Raw genomic sequence first — 3,770 nt, forward strand, 5'->3', positions numbered from 1 at the left:
TATACCCCCCGAGATCACCTTTTTTGACATCATCAAAATCTCTTAAAGCTCTAATTCGCGTTAAGAAATGACCATCTACATAGTCACCATCATTAATAAATTCATATTTTTTTGCAGGCTCTTGTTTGTTAGCAGGTACAGTTTTATTTGAAATGTTAGAGATAACGGGGGTGTTTTTTACTGTAGTATTCATACTAATATGTCCTAATCAAGAGTTTTGAAATTGACACCCTATAAGGGTGCCGGGCGTTCAAAACACGGTGATTAGTCCGTTGCTACGCTTTTCCCATAAGGGTATTGTATAGCGTAACTACACCCGACAAAAATATCATATATGCTAATCATAGCATAAAAGATAGCCAGTTTTTAAAAGCTTTGGAAAGATTGTTTCGTAATCTATCCGCTAATCACAAAGTGTTTTGATCACTTGATTATTTATATAACAAAATACGTATTTATTGTCAATCAACATTTTATCTTTTTTGATATTTTTTATCATTTTTTTAAATTCATTGTGTATATATATTTATCACATGCTTATAAGACACTTCTTTTGTATTATATGCTTTTAAAGCTATATTATGGGCTTTCTTAAACGATTGCGTGATTTTTTGAATCTATACATTTATAATATTTAAAAACGCTCTCATCATGCGTATTTTTAGCTTTATAACCTATCATGTTTTTTACTAAATGGTTTTTAAGATTTCTGTTAATTTCTTTCTAATACAATTTGCAACTTAACAGCCTTTTATAGGAACTGTCTTTATAACCACCGCATCATTTTCATAAGAGAAAGGATAATTGTGATTTATTGTTTCTTATGAAAACATTAAAGAGAGATTGATCATTATAGAGATGAGCAAAATCCCTTTTAATAGACTTTTGTCATTTTTGTCAGTTCTTTCTAGACCCTATATTATTTTTTTTGAATGAGAGAAAATTAAAAACAATATATTTCAATATGTTAGTATTTTAATGATACAACCTATATCGACAATATAACCATAAATTCAACTAATAATATATATTTGTCAGTTATGTGTCAGTAAATTGAACTGACAAAAGTAATCATTTTAGCTAGTGCTTTAAACACGTCTAAAAAACATGTGATCTTTTAAAACCTTCAAAAAACAGTTTATAATGATAAAAATGCTATCAAGATCATTATGGTTATGAGTTTTGAGTATTTTGAAGATTTTGAGGGTTCTTTTTACGCCCCCTTATATATTTTTTTTCAATCAAAAAAATAAAAGTTATTATATTTCAATATATTACAATTTTAATGATACAACCTATATCAACAACACAACCTTAAAAACAACTCATAATATATTTTTGAAGGTATTTTGAGGGTTTGAGAAACCTTCAAAACCTATAAGCAAATGAAAAGAATAAAGCTATCATTTGAGATTACGGTATAATCTCTTAAAGGCAATCCAAATGACAGTGTTTAAAAGTGCAAATGATTTCTTTTTAGAATAACGCATAATAAATTATTCCTTTTAAGATAATAGGTAATCAGCTTAATAAAAGAGGTATAGCTATATTCTATACCCCTTATGAGTTTTAAGGTCTTATAAGCTATTCAGTTTCTCTAATTTCTAATTTTGGTAAGTTTTTCACGATTTTCATTGTCTCTAAACTTACGGTAATAACCCTTTGAAACAACTCTAGAGGGTAGGCAGGGTTACCAACGGTTTCAACAGCATAGCGATTAGCATCATTCACAATACCACTTTTTTTATCAGTCTTAACGCATTGACGCCCCATAACCCATTCAAGAGCCGGCTTGCCATTCACGATATATTCATAAGCTTCGAGAGGGATATCTGTCATCGTGATATTGCTGTTATATATAACCGTCGATTTATCCTTTTCCTTACTATTTCCAAAGAATTTCATTTCTTTAACATAATAGAATTCTTTAGGATTAGGAATATCAGTCTGTTTTGGATTGCCTTTTTTAAATGTGACTGGGTAAGGTTCTACATCTTCATAATTCACGTGCAAATGCCCTAATTTACGCCCTGCTGTAACAAACTTCCAAAAGTCATCAGCACTCTTTACACAAGGGATACGAGGCAATTCTTTAGAGAGGTTATCAGCATAACGAGCACGATAATCTTCTGAATATAAAAGACCATAAACATAATAGAATAGATCATCTTTTGTTATGGTTTCATTAGGATAAGCGGCTTTAAAATGTGCTAATCCTTCATCAGTGATGGCATCATGCCTCTGTAAACCAGCATTTTTACTCTCTTCTTGAGAATTTGAAAATAAATGGGATTGTTTCTCACTTTTACTTTTTGAAACCATAGTGTCTTCGTAAATATAGCGTGGAAAGCATTGACTAGCAGCCATCGCATTAACATCAGGTAAATCTTTAATCATTAGGGCAGAAAAACCATTTACTCCTATACCTGTAATTTGAATGCCTTTATTTTCAATGGTTTGCTCCATAGGAAATATCCTCAGCATTTGATAAGTTCTTTCATTAAAAATACGATTGTAGTAGAGCCACTGTTGTGTAAAAGGACGATATAAACTTTGCGTAAGGCATGTAAACTCAAATTCAAAAATCTTTCCTCTTACCAATTCTTCTTTCAGACTACTACTCCAACTTATCTTTCTCTCATTTGTATCGACAAAATCATTTACAGAATTTGCACGAATTTTACGGTCAGCATGTGGATAGGCTTTATTAAAACGTTTCACTTCGCTGTTATAAAAGGCAATCATGTTACTCATGTTTTCAGTTAAAGCTTCACGACTTGAATTATATGTCCAAACGTCACGATTAGTTTTTAAACCACAAGAATGAATCTCAAAAAGCTTTTTATCATGCCCTTTTTTAACACCTAGAGCTAGGAATGTTTTGAAACTCTCATCACGTTGTCCAAGCCAATCACCATGTTCATCTGGTGTAATCATTTGCCAAGCATTTTCACGTGTAATGCCTTCAATACTACCAAAGTACTCAAGAGCTGTAAGCTTTTCTTTTGTCGTGAGATTATTACCAATATCATGATAGTAAATTTTACAATCTCCAGAAACATTGGGATTTTTGATAAATAGCGTTACAGCAATACCCGTCATGCTACCATTACCAAAAATATTTTCTCCTTCTTGAGCTTTCCCATTGCTTAAGATATTTTTGCGAATATCCCCCCGCAAATTAAGCACATAAATGCTCGTAAACTCTTTGGCTAAAGATTTTCGTAAACTATCCATTGTTGGCTTTTCTATATAACCAGAACCAGAAACAAAGCCAATTACCCCTGCATCACCAATACGGTCACTAGCCCAGCGAATAGCGCGGATATAACTGTCATAAAGTCTATTAATATTATTTGCTCTAGACTGAGCAGCATAAGTTTCACGGATACGGTCATCTAATATGGGATAAGGAGTGTTTTTTGCATTATCGTTTTCGTTTTTTTGTCCTACGGAATAAGGGGGATTGCCAAAAATGACCTCGATATTCAGATTTTTCTGGTGTTTTAAATATTCACTGTTTTCTTTAAATAATTTTTGTAACAGGTTTTTCTCTTCAAGCATCTGAAACGTGTCAACCAAACCAATATGCTTGAATGGGATATAATTCCCTTTCATAAGACCATGATAGGTTGCTTCGATATTAATCGCTGCTATGTAATAAGCGAGCAAGACAATCTCATTAGCATGGATATCGTAACGGTATTTATACTCCATATCCTCTGGTTTTATAAGATTTGATTGTAATAGCCGCGTAATAAAGGTTCCTG

The 3,770-nt window shown here is 32.1% G+C and carries 1 protein-coding gene and 1 pseudogene; both read right to left on the minus strand.

The window, feature by feature from the left end:
• Positions 1-193, minus strand: a pseudogene (locus ABD909_RS05590) (hypothetical protein); the annotation flags it as partial.
• 1,391 nt (positions 194-1,584) lie between these two features.
• Positions 1,585-3,770 (minus strand): type ISP restriction/modification enzyme (locus ABD909_RS05595; RefSeq protein WP_345096982.1); only part of this gene is annotated, 2,186 nt, incomplete at its 5' end.

The sequence above is a fragment of the Bartonella acomydis genome (genome assembly GCF_039543025.1).
Lineage (GTDB): Bacteria > Pseudomonadota > Alphaproteobacteria > Rhizobiales > Rhizobiaceae > Bartonella > Bartonella acomydis.